Raw genomic sequence first — 15,459 nt, 5'->3', positions numbered from 1 at the left:
AGCGTGAAGAAAGCCAATGTCACGAACAGGTGACAAAACGCGGCGAAATGGATGAAAAACCCTCCGATTTGAACAGACAGGCCACCCCGTCGCAAGCCTCGTTCTCATCGGTGTGCCGGTCACGGTGGCGCAAGCCAAGCTGCTGAGGTAACAAGTATGCTCAACGCCCTTCCAGCAGCTCCCCCGCCTTGTCCAGCAGGCCCAGTGGGTCGTGGGTCTTGTGGATGTCCACCGACAGCAACTGACGAAACTTTCGTGCGCCGGGAAAGCCGGTGCCCAGCCCGAGCACATGGCGGGTGATATGGTGCATCGACCCGCCTTCCCGGAGATGCGCCTCGACGTAGGGACGCAATTTGGCCAGGGCCTCGGCCCGGGTAATGGGCGGCTCCGTGCCCCCAAACAGCAAGCGGTCCACTTCCGCCAGCAGGTAAGGGTTATGGTACGCCTCACGCCCGAGCATCACCCCGTCGAAGGTCTTCAGGTGCTCCTGGCACTGCTCGAGCGTCTTGATCCCGCCATTGAGAATGAATTCCAGGTCCGGAAAATCACGCTTGAGTTGCGCAGCCACCTCATACCGCAAAGGCGGAATCTCACGGTTTTCCTTGGGTGACAAGCCTTCGAGGATGGCAATGCGAGCATGCACCGTGAAACTGGTGCACCCGGCCTCACGCACCGTGCCGACGAATTCGCACAGTTGTTCATAGCTGTCCCGGCCATTGATCCCGATCCGGTGCTTGACGGTCACTGGGATCGACACCGCGTCACGCATGGCCTTGACGCAGTCGGCGACCACCTGCGGATGCCCCATCAACACCGCCCCGATCATGTTGTTCTGCACCCGGTCGCTGGGGCAGCCGACGTTCAGGTTGACTTCATCGTACCCCGCCGCCTGAGCCAGGCGGGCGCTGGCGGCCAGGTCTGCCGGGTGGCTGCCGCCCAGTTGCAGGGCCAACGGATGCTCAGTCGAGTCATGCCGCAGGAAGCGTTGGCTGTCGCCGTGCAACAACGCACCGGTGGTGACCATTTCGGTGTACAGCAGCGCATTTTTTGACAGCAGCCGCAGGAAGAACCGGCAATGGCGGTCAGTCCAATCCATCATCGGCGCGACAGAAAACCTCCTGCATACCGGATTAGCTGGGTGTTCGAGGTTTTCCGCCGCGTTCGTCTGCATTTGCATAATTCTCGTTTACTACCGTTTACCGCTGTTTTCGCTTGTTTCCGAATACCAGTTGCTACAATGTAGCAAGCCCGGTCATTCGTGTAGCAAAATCCATGGGAACCATCACCCTTCGCAAGCGCAAGGACGGGTCGTCGGCGTACACCGCTCAGATCCGCATCACTCAGAAAGGCGCGACAGTTTATCAGGAAAGCCAGACGTTCGAACGCAAGGCCGCGGCCCAGTCGTGGCTGAAGAAACGCGAGTCAGAACTGGCAGCGCCAGGCGCCATCGAGAAAGCCAACCGCAACGGTCATACCGTCAAGACCATGATTGACCGATACCTGGATGAATACGAAAAGCTCCGCCCGCTGGGCAAGACCAAGCGCGCGACGCTGAAAGCCATTGGCGAAACCTGGCTCGGCAAACTGGAAGACAAGGAGGTAACCAGTCAGAAGCTTGTCGAGTATGCCCTCGACAGGATGGAAACCAGCGGCATTCAGCCGCAAACGGTCGGCAATGATCTGGCCCATCTTGGAGCCGTCATGGCCGTAGCACGACCGGCGTGGGGGTATGACATCGACCCCATGGCGATGCACGACGCAAGGAAGGTACTCAAGAAGATGGGCGCCGTCACGCGCAGCAAGGAACGCGACCGCCGACCGACCAGGGAAGAGTTGGAAGCTATCCTCACTTACTTCGAGGAAATGCGAGACAGGCGGCAGCAGGAAATCGACATGGTACGGGTCGTGCTGTTCGCCCTCTTCTCCACGCGCCGCCAGGAGGAAATCACGCGCATCCACTGGGACGCAATCGACGAGGCGCGCCAAAGCGTGCTGATCACCGACATGAAGAACCCCGGGCAAAAACACGGCAACGACGTCTGGTGCCACCTGCCCGACGAGGCCTGGAAGATCATGCAGTCCATGCCGAAGGGATCGACACGGCCGTTTCCGTACAACGCCAAGTCGGTGTCCGCGTCATTCACGCGCGCCTGCAACTTCTTGGAGATTAAAGACCTCCACTTTCATGACCTGCGCCACGACGGCGTGAGCCGGCTGTTTGAAATGGGGTGGGATATCCCGAAGGTGGCCTCTGTTTCCGGCCACCGGGATTGGAACTCGATGAGGCGCTACACGCACCTGCGTGGGAATGGCGATCCATACAAGGAATGGCCATGGGTGGAAAGAGTGATCAACGGGCCGAAGATCGCTCCGAAAAAGCTGACTTGATGAACCTGGGCTGATGCTCGTCAGCCCTTCTCCGGCGTTCTGCCGACCTATCCCTTCCCTCTGAAAACCTGCATCCCATCTTTTGCCCCGCCACCGCCGAACAGGCCGATCGCATCAGCCTCTTCCAACTCGATCAGCGCCCAGTCTCGCCCGGCGTCGACGAGCTCGAGCATTTCGTTCAACTCTTCGGGGCCGACCTGGCGCGCGGCACATGCCTGAACCGCAAAGGCCGACAGCTTGCGCCTGAATCCGTCAGGGTCAGTGATGAACTCGCACGACTGACGGATACCCGCCCGCCACTCGGCCAGCGGATTATTCAACACGACACCACCACGACTGGAAGTAGTACGCGCCTCCCACCTCCTCTATACCTGAGATGTTCATGCCGTTCTGCGCCATGTTGGTGACGCTGGCATCGATCAGGCAGGGTAAGGCGTCAGGACCGGTTGGGGCGGTGTTGAATATCCTGGCCGTTATCGTGACCCGGCCCAGCAATTCGTCGCGGTCTTCACGGATGTGCACGTCGCCCCTGACAGGTGAAGCCTTACGGACTTCTTCTTTTGTCAGGGCGACACCAAGCCGCCTGCGTGGGGTGATGAGGAAAAACATGATGGATTGCCGTAACTGTATACGCATACAGTTAACTGGCAATTGGTGTGGCGGGTCAATACTGGATGGGATGGCGGGCGACAGGTGACTACTTGTCGGGCTTGGTCACGCTTCCTGGCGTCACAGCGAAGTCAGTGATCACCGCTGACTGCTTCTGAGATTCCTTGGTCATGCCGAACCAGAAGCCCATTACCTCCTTGGTCATCATGAACCAGGCGCCCATGACGTTACCCACGGTCAGCGCCGCAGTGGTATTGGTAACCACGTCAAGCGCCCAGCCGGTCATGATGGAGACGATTATGAACAGCGACCCGGCCAGCATGAGAACCGTCAGAGCCGGACGGACAAAGTCGCGGGGTTGACTGGCGGCGAGCTTGCGGGCGCTGTCGCGATCCGCAGCCTCAGCGGCATACTGAGTAGCCTCAGCCTGCAGACGGTTGTTCTCGGCCGTGACAGCTAACTGCTGAAGCTGAACCTTCGCATTCAACTGCAACTCCTGCACCTTGGCGAAGGCATCGGGATTGCTGGCCAGTACCGCGCTGACCGACTCTGGATCGTTCGGCACATTCAGCGCGCTGGCAACCAGGGCGCCAACGGCCGCACCGGCCGGGCCTCCCAGCAGCGTGCCAACCACCGGGGCGGCCTTCCCCACCATGTTTCCGATATCTGACCAGTTCATGCCAGTACTCCGCCTGCCCCTTGGTAGCGCTTCAACAGATCTTCGAGCTTGTGCTCCCGCTGTCCGTAACCGGCGCCGGGAAGGCTGGCCCAGATATTCGAAACCTTGTCGATTGCCGTTGCGATATTTCCAGCCGCAATGTCAGGGAGCGCGCCACGCTCGCGGATTTGCTGGATGGCAACCATGTCTTGGCTAACCGGCGAGAAATCTGGGAGAGACAGAAGCTTTCGGTAAGGCCCCCACCAGCGCTTGAGAAGCTGGTACCGACCCGCAGCGGTAGACTTGAGGCCTTTGGTGTTTACCGTCACCAGAATCCCGGGATGATCGGCATAACCGATGAAGGTGTTTGGGCTGTCCAGACCACCAACGATCACGTCGTAACCGTCGTCTCGGGTGTAGCGACTGGTGACCGTCCCCTCGCTAAACGCAAGCATGTCGAGGAACGCCAACACATTGCGGCCACCGGCGGCCTTTTGGGAAATTCGAGCCATTCACTTTTCTCCAGGCAAAAAAATACCCGCTCAATGGCGGGCCGGGTCGCTTCATCGCGATCAGACGGTGTCAGGTGCAACAGAGGCTTTAAGGGCATTCACCTCGGCGCGCAGTTCCTTGATTGCGCCCATGAGGTCAGTGATCAGGGCGATAGGGTCGAGCTGCTGAATGATCGGGTTCCCATCCTCATCCACACCGTCCTTCTCGCCGCTCACCGCAAGCGGATTGACTGCTTGCGCCTCATGAGCAATCAAGCCCTGGTATATCGTGCCGTCACCCTTGAACACCTCTCCAAATACCTTTTTCTGGAACGTGACGATTCGGTACGCATCGATGCGATCAAGGAAGGAAGGTACTGAGAAATCCTTGATGAGTTTCTTGATCCGGTAGTCAGACGTAAAAAGAGAGATCGACCCGACGTAACTGGCGTCGACGTACAGGTCCATGGCAGAGCCAGTCCAGTTCATATTAAACCGACCGTTACCCCGCGCACCGTTGACACCTGTACGGCAGTAGAACGATCTTGCGGCGAAGTCTCCGGTGATGCCCAGAAGCACCGCGGACTCACAGAGCATGCGAACTGAGTAGTCAGCTGTACTATTGTTGAAGTGAAAGTCGACATAGGGTGCGGCGGCTGAGAGCTCAAGACCTGCAAACTGCGGTGCCTGTGCAGCACCAAGACCGAGCGCTGTGGCCGCATCTGCAGCCGTCTTGGCGCCGGTACCGCCTTGGGCTACTGACAAGGCAGTGGTAAGGCCCGAAATCTCCTTCGTGACGACTTTGGTCGGAGCGGTCAGGATACCGTCGTAGCTGTACGTCAGGACTGGGCCGGAGGCAGTGTTATCGGCATTCACGGACCAGAGCGAGAATCCCCCTACGCCTGAACCTCGGTTGCAGATGAGGTTTGCCCCGCCGTCCCCGTTACCGTTCCATCCGGCATACAAGCCCTGAACGTTGTAGCCGACCGGTGCGCCACGGAACCCTATGCTTTTGATCAGTAGGTCGTTCGATCCACCTTTCAAGCCGAGATTTGTCTGCGCGTCAGCTACAGTGGCGCCTCCCGTACCGCCCTTCGCCACCGGCAAGATTTCGTAGTTGCCAGTGGTGCCCAAGGCAGCAAGTTTGTCGCCAAACTGCAAACGAAGATTGTTGAAGGCGTCTCGCAGTAGCTTGTCGTAGCCTTGCACTGGCATGACAGCATAAGCTGCACCGCTTACAGTTGGGCCCTTATAAGCCGGCAGTATCGAAATAACAGTAGGACTCGCAACGTTTGCGATTTCGTAGTTGACGCCATCAGGTCCAATGAACGCATCGCCCACACGAGCGTTAGCGTCAAATCCTGTATTCACACCAGTAACGGCCGTCGATCCGTTTGTTACGGACACGGTCCCGCCTCTAAGCCAGGGCATAGTAGATTCCTTTTAATTGCGGCCGATCAGACCGTCATTTTTGCGAATAAGGCAGGGAGGTAAAACGCGTTTGGGTTAGATGTTGCTACGGTCATTGCGTAGAGAATGGAGTTAGGAAAATCCCATATAGTCCATAACTGCCGACCAGGCTGGTTGCCTGAAACCATATTCATGCTGAAGTTATTGATCAGCATGTATTCGTTAGGCGCCGAACTAAACGGCACGGAATAGAAGTTCCTGATGTTGGCGGCCAATGAATCAGAGCCAACATAGGACCAATTTTGATAGGCCCTTGTGAAAACTGCTGCCGGAGTTCCTGAGTCGAAAATCAGGTTCGAGCCACCATCCCACAAACGCAGACCAAAACTAGCGGTAGGCTTGGCCATGAAAGCGGCAGCGAACCAACTGCCGTTTGGCGGCGCGTAACCGTTACCCACCGTCCGCACATAGAAGCCGGTCCATGCCCCAGGCTGACCGTAGATCTTGCACAGCCCCAGCCCTGCCTGAGCGTTGACGGTATCAGGCCGCACGAAGACAAGTGGCGGTTCCTGGCTTGTGATGGTGAACGGGAATGACGTAATCGACGCGACTCCGGATTCTGAGTTCGGCAAATACCGACCGCTGCACAACACGCTCAGCCTTGCGAATTCAGAGTCCAGAGTTACGACATTACTAGTGTTAATGAACTGTAGGCCGAAACTCATCAGGAGAACCTTATCACTATCAGCCTCATGGTTCCGGCGCTTGAGGTCCAAGTACCTGCGGAGAATCCACGATTCCAGTTATAGACGCGAACGACACCGTTAAGAACTTCGGTTTCGAACTGGGTGATGGTGCTGCCATAGTCCGCCACAGGAACGACAAATGCCGTTCCGTTGGATGGGGTTAGTCCTGGGACAGAAAAGTCCTGCGAAGACTTAGGCGAACTTGGGTTTGAGTTGAAACTGACGAGAGCTGAAAATACAACTCGCATCGTGAACGAGTTTTCGTCCAACTGGAGCGCCCCGTCGGCGCCCCATATCCGCATGCCAAAGCTCATGCCAGATTCCCCAGTTTGACCCGCAGGACGTTGTTCGCGTCATAGACAGCCACGTATTGATTGTTTACGACCAACCTTCCCTGACCGGCCACGGCGCCATTTATTTCAAGCGTCCCGTCCTTGTTTAAGATCCATCCTGTCTGGCCTGCCACATAGTTCGTCGAACTGATGTAGCTGCCGATCTTCGCGTTGGTGATGGTGCCGTCTTGGATGTAGGCCTGATTCAGGAACACCTGGCCGCCCTGCACTGCGAACGGTACAGAAACAGCACCGCCTGCAACGGTATTGACGATGGCAAACCGATCAGCCGAGACAAGGAACTGGCTTTGCAGCCCGGCGCCGGTGTTCTCGATGCCCAAGCCAATGCCCGCAGCCACATACTGGCCGTTGGCGTTGAGTTGCATCTTCACTGACCACATCGTCGACAGCTTGCCGGACGTGTCCGCATAGGCAGACGAGGTTTGCTGAATCGCGGCCGAGTTGTTGTCGATGGATGCCTGAAGCTGCTGGTTGACGGTCGCCTGCGACGACGCGTTGGTCGAAACCGTCGTCTCCACCGTCGTGATGCGGGCCTCGCTTGAGCCAACCCTCGAATCCAGCGTTGTTATGCGCTGCGCCTGGGCGAAATCTTGCTCAGACCTGACTTTCACCTCCTGCGCGTAGCTGGCGGTGCTGTCCCATCCCTTCAGGGCGTCGGCGAGTTCGCCTTCACCACTGTCCTCGCGGGTAGACGCCTGGAGTGCTTGAAGCTGCGATGCGGTAGAGGTGGTTTTGCCGTCGACAGTCGCGATATCTGCAGTATTTTTGCTGACCTGAGCGGCAAGCCCGTTCGCTGTACGGATCGATTGCCCGCTGTTGACCCAGTACAGGGGATTTGGCGGACCATTCGACCCATCAGCCGCAGCGGGAACATCCACAATCGCTGTCCACAGGTTGTCGCCCACTCGCACGGTGTTGTCCCGAACGTATGCGTCTGTTGGAACATACGCCAGCGCGTCAACGATATTGCCGATTTCATCCTGCAACTCGCCGATGCGCTCGTTAACGGAGCCAGGCCCGTCTCCATCGATCAGGTCAATCCGGCCAAGCAAATGCTGGCTAAGCTCGGATTCGGTGATTTGCCCAGCCATCGCCGCCAGGTAAGCGGACACGTCATTAGATGTTGATGCCGGGACGTAAAGGAACGCGCTCTTTCCGTAGGCGTTGGTCGACCGGATGAAGTAGTAATAGTTGGTGTAGAACGCCAAACCCGTGTGGGTGAACGACAGGCCGCGCCCCAGGTATTCCGCTTCTGCGGAGGTGTCCGACGGCGAGGTCGTGAAGAAATACTCGTAGGTTCCACCGTTGAGGTCGAAATTCGGGTTCTGCGGGATCAGCACGATGCTGTCGATAGAGGATTGAACCACGCATGACTCTGGAATTGGCGGCCCGTCAATGCTGACATTGATTGACGCCTCTCCAGACCGCGCCATCGGACCTATGGCCGCAACGCTCATCGTGTAGTTGCCGGATGGCAGGCCGTTGATCTTGCACTGGCTCGACTCGGCCGGAATCGAATACGACTGAACTGCCGTAGTCCCCTGGCGCACGATGACGGAGAACGAGTTCACGATGCCTGGCGGTGGGGTCCACAAAAGCACGCCCTGCACAACTTCCGCTGTGTCGTCGACAGTCCATGTCAGGTTAGTGGGCGAACCAAGCCCTCCGGTGGGCAGGTTGATGAAACCAATGGGGTTGTATGGCTGGCCCACGGCATCGTCGAACTGCGCGGCCTCGTATTGGGCAACAGAAACGTTGCAACCCTGAGCGCTGGCCATCGACCAGTTCGTGACGATGAACTCGCCCAAGATGTTGAGCGATGGCAGATTTACGCGAACCGCGCGCCCTGGGCGGCAGTTGTAGCCCTGAAAGTTCATCGGCAGGCTGAGCGTGCCGGCCGCTCGACGGCGCCGCAGTTCGATGTTAGCCAAGCGCTGAGCCTGATAGGGATCAGTGACGTAGGAAAAGGTCAGCGTTTCAGCGGCCTCCCCGCCGTCTTCGTTAACCCACTGGGCGACGCTCACCTCTGGGTAATCGGTCTCCGTCCATGACTGCGATGGATCTATGAATGTCCCGCGCACCGTGTTGATGGCCGCATCATTGGTCGGCTCGGTGTTGCCGGTGATCGTGCCGATGATCATGTCTTCGGTGATTTCGAAGTCATAGGGCCCGTAATAGGCCCCGGCCTGCAGCATCCACCGGCCACCGACGCGAATCAACCGGCCACCGCACGCTGCCTCGAGCTTCTGCATCACATTCGTGCGCTGCTCATCAGCGCCAATAACGCAGGCGGAGCGGTAGCGCTGGCTGACGCTGCCGTCGGCATTTGTGACCGCTTCGTCACAGACGTTCGCAGCGCTCGCGAAGGTCTCAAAGACTATCTCGTCGTCAGGAACGCCGCAGCGGTTGCGCAGGTACCAGAGGATGTGAAGCGCGGTATTTGCCGAATAGCCATTGCTCCCGCTGCGGGGATCATAGATGTCGTTCCGGCCGCGGACAATGAACCGGGCGTCTGGGATGCCCGACGGAAATTTCTCAGCGCTGTAGCGCAGGGAAAGCCGGACATAGGAGAGTCCGCGACCGATCTGCTCGTCCTTCCAGTCTGGGCAGTTTGCCTTCAGGAACGCATTGACCTGAGTGGGATTGACCACCAGTTCATAGCTGGCATAGGCGCCGAACGTAGAGATATCCTCCTCGCCCAGGTAGATAGCTTCAAGCGCATCTACTGCGCCTTCGCAAAGGACGTAGACGAGGTGGAGCCATTCGCCCTCAGACTGTGCGCCTGCCTGTTCCTGAGCCCAAACCAGTACGCCGCCCGTACTGATGCGACCAAGGATGAACCGTGCTGGGGCTTTTGAGGATCGAACGGTTTGGGCAGATGGCTCGCTATCCCTGAGCGGTGATTTGGTGTTGAGTTTCTCCTGCTGCTCCGCGGCATAGAAAGCAAGTCCGGCGCCGATGGCGGCACCCACCGGACCGCCCTGAACGAAACCGATTACCGCGCCGACCGCGACCTGAGCAATCTTCCGGACGCCTTTACTCATTGCTCAACTCTCCACACGGCGATCGGCTTGCAGTCGACTCGCGCCACCCCGTTGTCCGTGGTGGACCAATATTCGTTCGCCCAGAAAACCGCTATCCCGCGGCCATTGGGTGATTCGTAAAGCGCGATGTCGCCTCGCTGGATAAAGGCAGGCTGCACGCGGGAAAAACAGGCGTCCCATGCCGCCTCAAGGCTTCCGTGGTTCTTCTTGATGAGGCGCTTCGCCCCTGCTTCAGTCTTGTACTTGCCACGGTAGGCAGAAGCAGGGTCAACCCCGCACACAGCGACCGCGCAGTCCGCTGCAAACAGGCAGCAGTCAAAATCGCCCCATGAAAAAGGCCGCTCTAAGGCGGCCTTGATCACTTCATTCAGTCGTGTCGTCCAGTCTCGGTGGCGCATCGCTATTTCTCGTAGGTGAACTTCGGCGCGTCCTTCATTGAGCCCCAGTAGATGGGCCACTCGGACATTTGGGCGACAGCGTAGAAAAACCTGTCATCTTGGTGGCGGGCGCGATGGTTTTCGTCGGTGAAGCGTTCCGTACCGGTCCGGCTCCATTCAGCCATTCGGTCCACAATGGGAACGGTGATGCTGTTCCCATCCGGACCATTCCCCCCGAACGAGAAGCTGGCGGCGTCCATGCGTCCAGAGAACAGGATGTCGGCTGCATAGTTGCCATCCTCATCGAACACAACAAACATCAGCTTTCCAGAACGCCCGCGGCATCCGCGGATGTTCGTCTCGGTGATGATGTAGCTGTCCAGGCCGCTCAGTGTCAGATCTACCGACATGGGCGACCCCGAGTTGTCGCTCTCCTGGGACTGACCTACCTCCCCGAAGTGACCCACGCCGTCATAGGTGATCCCATCAATGACCAGGTCGCCGGTACCGGTGTGCGCAAAGACCATCCCGTCTTCGAAGTCGAGTTGGCACGCGTAAACAGACAGGAAGCGCCCGGTCGCGATGATATCCACCACGCTTTGGCTGAAAGGGAATGAGGACGGCATCAGAAGGCCTCCCTGAACTGATAGCTGCCATTGGCAACCACTGGCTTTACCGTCATGGCCCATGTGTCCTGGGTCATGCGCATTTCCGAGTACGGGTTCTGATACTCGATCGCCGCACCCACGGTCAGGGTCCGGCGAATGCGCTTGTTGACCAGAACCGTAGCGAGCCCTTGGGCATTGGCCGACACAGCCTGGACCACCTCGAACATCTCACCCGCGACCGTCAGGTAGTCCCCGACCGAAAACAACATGGCGTTCGGTGTTCCGCCTGAAACCGCAATGCTGCGGGATTGGGCGTTTCCGGTTGCCACTTTCAGCGCGCCGACGTTGTCCGTACGCCTGCGCGTGAATGCGGGCAAGTTGAACGTGCCGAACATACCGTCCAGCCTTCCGAGGAAGCCGGACAGTTCACGCTCTTGCACCCGCGTGAGCAGGTCAAATGTGAGCGTGCACTGCCAGTAAGCCCCTGGCTGACCAACGATTTCCTGCGCGTTGGACAGCGTCGACGTGAACGCCCTGCTGTTATTCACCAAGCCCCAGGTCATTTCCGAGGGGCGGATCAATGCCGGCCATGTGAGCGCCATGCGGACTCCTTGAACTATCGATTTCTGGCGATCAACTGGCGCGCCGGGCCGTTTCGTTTCAGGTCGCGCAGGACCAGGTTGTATCCGTCTTGCGCACCTTGCTGAGCGGCCTGCTGAATGCGGGCCAGCGTCGCATCGTCAGCAGTGCCCTGAACCACGATGGATTGCTGGATTGGCGGCATGCTGTTGTTGCTGCTGGACCTTGCAACCGCATTTGTTGCGGCAACGGCGCCAGCCGGGTTCACGTACCCGCCATCGGCATACCCTTTCCCACTTGAGTTCATGCGCTCGAGGTACTCGCGCATGCCGGGTTGCTGCACAACCGACTTCTGCACGACAAACTCACCACCATGGACAACCCCTTTCGGCTCGAACTTGCCGCCGTCGCCGGTGTAGCCACCCGATGAAAAGCCGAAACCAAAGCCCGCACCCGTAAAGCTTCCGAACAAGCCTACCGCTGCCTGGCGCACCTGAATTCGGATCAAGTCAGAAATGATGCCGTCGGCCAAGTCAGAGAATGAAAGCTTCCCGGTCTTGACGAAATTGACGATGCCATCTTCCATGTTGCTGAAGGCGTTGGTGAACAGCGTATTTGTCTGTCCTGCGACATCTCGCGCCTTGTCCGCATAGGTCTGAAATGCTGACGAAGCGCCCAGAGCCCAGTTCGACTGCGCCTGATCAAGCTGATTGTAATAATCCTGCTGATCAACCAAACGCTTTGCCAGTTCTTCGCGCAGCACCTCTGTCTGCTTGGTGTATTCGTCTTGGGTAATATCGCCGCTTGTTCGCTGAGCAGTCAGCGCCTTGAGGTCAGTTTCATACTGCTGACGAAGCTGTAACTGCTCACGCAGCCGCTCGCGCGTTTTGTCGCTGGAGCCCAAGCCAGCCAGGTCAAGGTCATAGCCGTTCTTCAGAGCAGCAGTTTGGCTCTGCTGGGCAGTCATATAGGCGGTGAACTTTGCGTTCTCTTCGTTGGCAGCCTTGATTTGCTTCAAGGCATCCAGTTCATCTGCCTTGGTTGCAAGATAGGCTTTTTGCTGATCGGTGAGGTTTTTCAGCTTTCCGCTTTCTGTCTCGAAGGCAAGCTTCGTGGCCTCGGACGCCTCGTTTTTCTTGCTGGTGGTGAGGTTGATCAGATCAATTTCGCGCTGATAGCCTTCGCTCGCCGTATCGAATGCACGCTGAGTAGCGTTCCGCGCCTGCTCTGTCTGTTCTGCGTTTTTCTTGCTGGCCGCTTCCGCTGCGGCCTTCTGATCCTTTTCCTTGGCGTATTGGATCAAGAGTTGTTGCTGAGCGGGCAGCAATTTGCCCAGCTCTCCGCTCTCGATCGCATAACGGACCTTGGCCAGCTCTGTGTTCTGCCCCTGGAGCGCGGCCTGCTGCTTGAGATTCGCCAAAAGCTTTTCGTAGGCTGGGTTAACCACGGTAGAAGGGTCGTCGCCTTTTGGCTTTTGTGCGCCGATGTCGGCTGCCCCTTTCTGAAGCTTGGCGCGCATGCCGTTGATCGCGTCCGCGCGCTTCTGTAGGTCTGCTATCTCCTTGTCCAAGTCGTCAACGTCATAAAACTTGAAATCGTAAAGCTTGGTGTCACCGGCCTTTCCCTTGATGAGCTGAGCGCGCACGTCGTTCAGGTCGCGAATCCTCGACGTGGTTTCGCTCAGCTCGCTATTCAGCCCGGAAATTGTCTGCTTGTTCTCACGGAAGAAGTCGAGAAAATCACCATTATTGACCCGGTCGATACCTTGCGAGATGGAAAGCAGCCCTTTGGCGAAGCTGCTGCTGGCAGTGGTGGCCTCATCGAGTTTGCCGATGGCGACAGTCAGGGAGTTTGTGAAGGCCGTGAACGCTTGGCTGCTCGTCACCTGCAGACTGTTGGACAGCTCGTCCACCTTGTTCTTTTGATTCTGTAGGGCCTCGACGATCTTGGCCGAAGTAAGTTGCCCTTCTGCACCCATCGAGCGGAGCGCACCAACGCTTACGCCTAGCCCTCTGGCGATCGCCTGGGCCAGCGCCGGGGTCTGCTCCAGGATCGAGTTCAGCTCGTCACCTCGAAGGGTTCCGGATGCCAACGCCTGACCGAACTGCACCAACGCCGCTTCTGCTGCCTGCGCACTAGCACCACTGAGCGCTACCGATTTGGCTACGGTCTCGGTTATTTCTGCAACCTGATCAAAGCTCAGCCCAAGCTGGCTGGCGTTCTGCGCAATGCGCTGGTAGACCTGAGCCGTAGACTCGAGGGACTGACGCGAATTTTGGGCAGCCTTGAAAACACTGTCTTGAGCCAACGCCAGTTGCAAAGAGCCATCGGTCACCAAGCGCAGCCGGTTAGTGATGTTCGTGTACTCCCCAGCTGCCTTGGAGATCTCCACAACGCTAAATGCGGCCGCCAAAGGGCCAGCCAGGCCCGCTGCTGCTGATGCAAGGCTGCGAATCTGACGCTCCATTGCCATCGTCTTTGGCGCGGCTATCTGGGATTTGCTGCCCACATCCTGGATTGTTCCGCTGACCATTTTGAGGTTGGGAGGCACTCGTAGACCTGCATCCTCAAGTTCTTTAAGCGCCTTCCTGGTATCGGCTGCTTTCTGTTCTGCGTTACGGCTATCAATCTCCAGCACTAGCCTGGATGTCTGAGACATACATTTCTCCGCGCATAAAAAAACCCGCCTAAGCGGGTCGTGGAAGACGTTCAACTACTCAACAATTGGCGGAAGATCGGCTTGGCAATGTTTGCACCTGATCGCCTCTTTCTGGACCAGCTCGGCACAAAATGGGCACTTCCGATAACGAGCGGACACTCCGAATTTGCGTGCTATTTCTTGACTTTTCTTATCGTCAATACCCAAGGGCGGAAGAAACCACAGGGCGATGAGCGCAAACACTGAAAGAAAAAAACCTAGCACCACCCAACCTACAACGCTCCTGCCTTTTTGAATAGCGTAGTAGCCGCTCAGTGCTGCAACAGCGATCCAGACGATGAGATATTCCATGACCCCTCCCATAAGATGACAGCAATCTACCACCATCGGAGGAGCTGAAAAAGAAAAGGCACCAGAAGGTGCCTATCGTTCGTCAGCTAAGCCGATTTCTTCCATCGGTAACCGCCAGAGCATCCATTAGCAGAATACTCGCTGTATATCTCGTCTCCCCTCTTATCCAGTTCGGCAAACGAGCCAGTCCCATCTCGCAGGAGGTCGAAAAAACTCATCAATGGCGCCGACGACAATGCCCGAGCAGCCGAAAGCATTGAATCACGATGCTTCTGCATTGCGGCAAACTTTGACATCAGGTGGTAGAGGTGGTGTGTTTCAAAGCGGCTGAGGTGGATTCCCTCTTTCTGCTTGACGTGCTGAATGTACTCACCCTCCAGCACCACGTAAGCAGCAATGAAGTTCCTCGCCGAATCAAGCTGATCGGCAGGAATATCCTCTGCCGAGCGCACACCAAAGGCCGCATGGGTCTGTGACCAAATCTTTGAAGTGGCCCGACGCTGGCAAGATTTTGGCAGGCCGGCGACCTTGCCCTTCACTACCGCGCCAAGCATATGGAATCCATCGGTGCCGATGGTTTGACCTATCAAGGTGCTCATGCGGCCCTCGGCATCATCATAACGACCATGCTTGCGAATCGCTGGCAGAACCTCTGATGTCACCCACTTCTTGAAGCGCTTAGCCTCTGCTTTGCGGCTTCGCAGAATTGCCGAGTACAAACCCGACTCGTTGATCACTAGCATTTCTTGCTCGCCACCGAGGGTCTGCAAAATCGACAGACCCTTTTCATCCTCATCTAGATGCCGGGTCATCGCCGAAGCTTCGCTGTACTGGAGCGCAGCAGAAACGTCGTTGGCGACGAACCAAGGCTGATCTTCGATCACAACCGTGCGAACCTGCTGCTCTCCGAAATTGAAAGGGATTACGTTTGTGCTATTATTCGTCATGACGTTTTTCCTGATAGTTAGACGTTCTGCTTCATGAGCCTCAACCGTTGGCGCGGTTGGGGCTTTTTCATGTCTGCTCATTTCTTAGCTTCCCTTTAGCCTGCTGGAGAATTTCGATCAGTTGGGCATTCATCGAGCGGTTTTGATCACGCGCTTGCTGCTTCAGCCAATCCATCAACTCTCCAGGGAAGCGAACCTGTGTTCTTGCTTGCTCGATCATAACGCCTCCTTAGTGACAC

At 57.4% G+C, this 15,459-nt stretch carries 17 protein-coding genes; 1 reads left to right on the top strand and 16 read right to left on the bottom strand.

Annotated features, from left to right (window positions below):
• Window positions 1-160: 160 nt before the first annotated feature.
• A complete protein-coding gene (gene dusA / locus N5D61_RS24775) occupies window positions 161-1,171 on the bottom strand; it encodes a tRNA dihydrouridine(20/20a) synthase DusA (protein ID WP_279894554.1) in 1,011 nt (336 codons plus the stop codon).
• 101 nt (window positions 1,172-1,272) lie between these two features.
• Here dusA and N5D61_RS24770 point away from each other — a divergent pair, with 101 nt between their 5' ends.
• Window positions 1,273-2,388, top strand: a complete 1,116-nt coding sequence (locus tag N5D61_RS24770) for a site-specific integrase (RefSeq protein WP_279894553.1) — start codon at window positions 1,273-1,275, stop codon at window positions 2,386-2,388.
• A 47-nt stretch (window positions 2,389-2,435) separates the two neighbouring features.
• Here N5D61_RS24770 and N5D61_RS24765 read toward each other — a convergent pair whose 3' ends face one another.
• From N5D61_RS24765 to N5D61_RS24695, 15 genes are all read right to left on the bottom strand, one after another.
• Complete coding sequence (locus N5D61_RS24765) at window positions 2,436-2,711, bottom strand: hypothetical protein (RefSeq protein WP_279894552.1); 276 nt, start codon at window positions 2,709-2,711, stop codon at window positions 2,436-2,438.
• A complete protein-coding gene (locus tag N5D61_RS24760; protein ID WP_279894551.1) occupies window positions 2,701-2,997 on the bottom strand; it encodes a hypothetical protein in 297 nt (98 codons plus the stop codon). The genes N5D61_RS24765 and N5D61_RS24760 overlap by 11 nt, the downstream gene beginning before the upstream one ends.
• An 88-nt stretch (window positions 2,998-3,085) precedes the next feature.
• Window positions 3,086-3,676 carry a hypothetical protein gene (locus N5D61_RS24755; RefSeq protein ID WP_279894550.1) on the bottom strand — a complete coding sequence of 197 codons (591 nt, stop codon included), beginning with the start codon at window positions 3,674-3,676 and terminating at the stop codon, window positions 3,086-3,088.
• Window positions 3,673-4,167: a glycoside hydrolase family 104 protein gene (locus N5D61_RS24750; protein WP_279894549.1), complete on the bottom strand. Its 495-nt coding sequence runs from the start codon at window positions 4,165-4,167 to the stop codon at window positions 3,673-3,675. Before N5D61_RS24750 ends, N5D61_RS24755 begins: the two co-directional genes overlap by 4 nt.
• A gap of 60 nt (window positions 4,168-4,227) precedes the next feature.
• A complete protein-coding gene (locus N5D61_RS24745) occupies window positions 4,228-5,577 on the bottom strand; it encodes a tail fiber domain-containing protein (RefSeq protein ID WP_279894548.1) in 1,350 nt (449 codons plus the stop codon).
• A gap of 26 nt (window positions 5,578-5,603) precedes the next feature.
• Window positions 5,604-6,281 (bottom strand): hypothetical protein, encoded by a 678-nt coding sequence (locus N5D61_RS24740; protein WP_279894547.1) that lies wholly within the window; start codon window positions 6,279-6,281, stop codon window positions 5,604-5,606.
• Window positions 6,281-6,604: a hypothetical protein gene (locus N5D61_RS24735; RefSeq protein WP_279894564.1), complete on the bottom strand. Its 324-nt coding sequence runs from the start codon at window positions 6,602-6,604 to the stop codon at window positions 6,281-6,283. The genes N5D61_RS24740 and N5D61_RS24735 overlap by 1 nt, the downstream gene beginning before the upstream one ends.
• 8 nt (window positions 6,605-6,612) lie before the next feature.
• Window positions 6,613-9,699 (bottom strand): DUF1983 domain-containing protein, encoded by a 3,087-nt coding sequence (locus N5D61_RS24730; RefSeq protein ID WP_279894546.1) that lies wholly within the window; start codon window positions 9,697-9,699, stop codon window positions 6,613-6,615.
• The gene (locus tag N5D61_RS24725; RefSeq protein ID WP_279894545.1) at window positions 9,696-10,097 is read right to left on the bottom strand and encodes a hypothetical protein; all 402 of its coding nucleotides are present in this window, start codon (window positions 10,095-10,097) and stop codon (window positions 9,696-9,698) included. The genes N5D61_RS24730 and N5D61_RS24725 overlap by 4 nt, the downstream gene beginning before the upstream one ends.
• A gap of 2 nt (window positions 10,098-10,099) precedes the next feature.
• Window positions 10,100-10,702 carry a hypothetical protein gene (locus N5D61_RS24720; protein WP_279894544.1) on the bottom strand — a complete coding sequence of 201 codons (603 nt, stop codon included), beginning with the start codon at window positions 10,700-10,702 and terminating at the stop codon, window positions 10,100-10,102.
• Window positions 10,702-11,286 carry a hypothetical protein gene (locus tag N5D61_RS24715; protein WP_279894543.1) on the bottom strand — a complete coding sequence of 195 codons (585 nt, stop codon included), beginning with the start codon at window positions 11,284-11,286 and terminating at the stop codon, window positions 10,702-10,704. Before N5D61_RS24715 ends, N5D61_RS24720 begins: the two co-directional genes overlap by 1 nt.
• A 14-nt stretch (window positions 11,287-11,300) precedes the next feature.
• Window positions 11,301-13,922 carry a phage tail tape measure protein gene (locus N5D61_RS24710; protein ID WP_279894542.1) on the bottom strand — a complete coding sequence of 874 codons (2,622 nt, stop codon included), beginning with the start codon at window positions 13,920-13,922 and terminating at the stop codon, window positions 11,301-11,303.
• A 54-nt stretch (window positions 13,923-13,976) separates the two neighbouring features.
• On the bottom strand, window positions 13,977-14,273 hold the full coding sequence (locus N5D61_RS24705) for a hypothetical protein (protein WP_279894541.1): 297 nt from the start codon (window positions 14,271-14,273) through the stop codon (window positions 13,977-13,979).
• Window positions 14,274-14,359: 86 nt separating this feature from the next.
• Entirely contained in the window at window positions 14,360-15,301 is a 942-nt protein-coding gene (locus tag N5D61_RS24700) for a Bro-N domain-containing protein (RefSeq protein ID WP_279894540.1), read from the bottom strand.
• Window positions 15,288-15,440 (bottom strand): Arc family DNA-binding protein, encoded by a 153-nt coding sequence (locus N5D61_RS24695; protein WP_279894539.1) that lies wholly within the window; start codon window positions 15,438-15,440, stop codon window positions 15,288-15,290. Before N5D61_RS24695 ends, N5D61_RS24700 begins: the two co-directional genes overlap by 14 nt.
• Window positions 15,441-15,459: the final 19 nt, after the last annotated feature.

Source organism: Pseudomonas sp. GD03842, from assembly GCF_029841165.1.
Taxonomy (GTDB): domain Bacteria; phylum Pseudomonadota; class Gammaproteobacteria; order Pseudomonadales; family Pseudomonadaceae; genus Aquipseudomonas.
The sequence above is the reverse complement of the archived record's forward strand: the minus strand, read 5'-3'. Positions and strand labels throughout refer to the sequence as shown.